Source organism: Psychrobacter sp. CAL346-MNA-CIBAN-0220, from assembly GCF_040309805.1.
Taxonomy (GTDB): Bacteria; Pseudomonadota; Gammaproteobacteria; order Pseudomonadales; family Moraxellaceae; genus Psychrobacter.
On record NZ_JBEOPF010000702.1, the window covers coordinates 1 to 238 of the forward strand.

At 37.8% G+C, this 238-nt stretch carries 1 protein-coding gene; it reads right to left on the minus strand.

Annotation, left to right across the window (positions count from 1 at the left end; translation table 11 throughout):
* Positions 1–238 (minus strand): ATP-dependent Clp protease proteolytic subunit (locus AAEY88_RS15380; protein WP_350563786.1); only part of this gene is annotated, 238 nt, incomplete at both ends.

Below are 238 nucleotides of genomic sequence, written 5' to 3' on the forward strand. Positions count from 1 at the left end.
GTACTCACATTAGGCTTAATGAACTGCATAGTGTCATAAATAGCCATACCTGCTGTGACAGAGCCACCAGGAGAGTTAATGTACAAATAAATATCTTTATCTGGGCTTTCTGACTCAAGGAATAATAATTGAGCAACAATAAGGTTAGCCATGTGTTCTTCAACTTGACCAACTAGAAAGATGACTCGCTCTTTTAATAGACGAGAGTAGATATCATAAGAACGTTCACCTTTAGCTG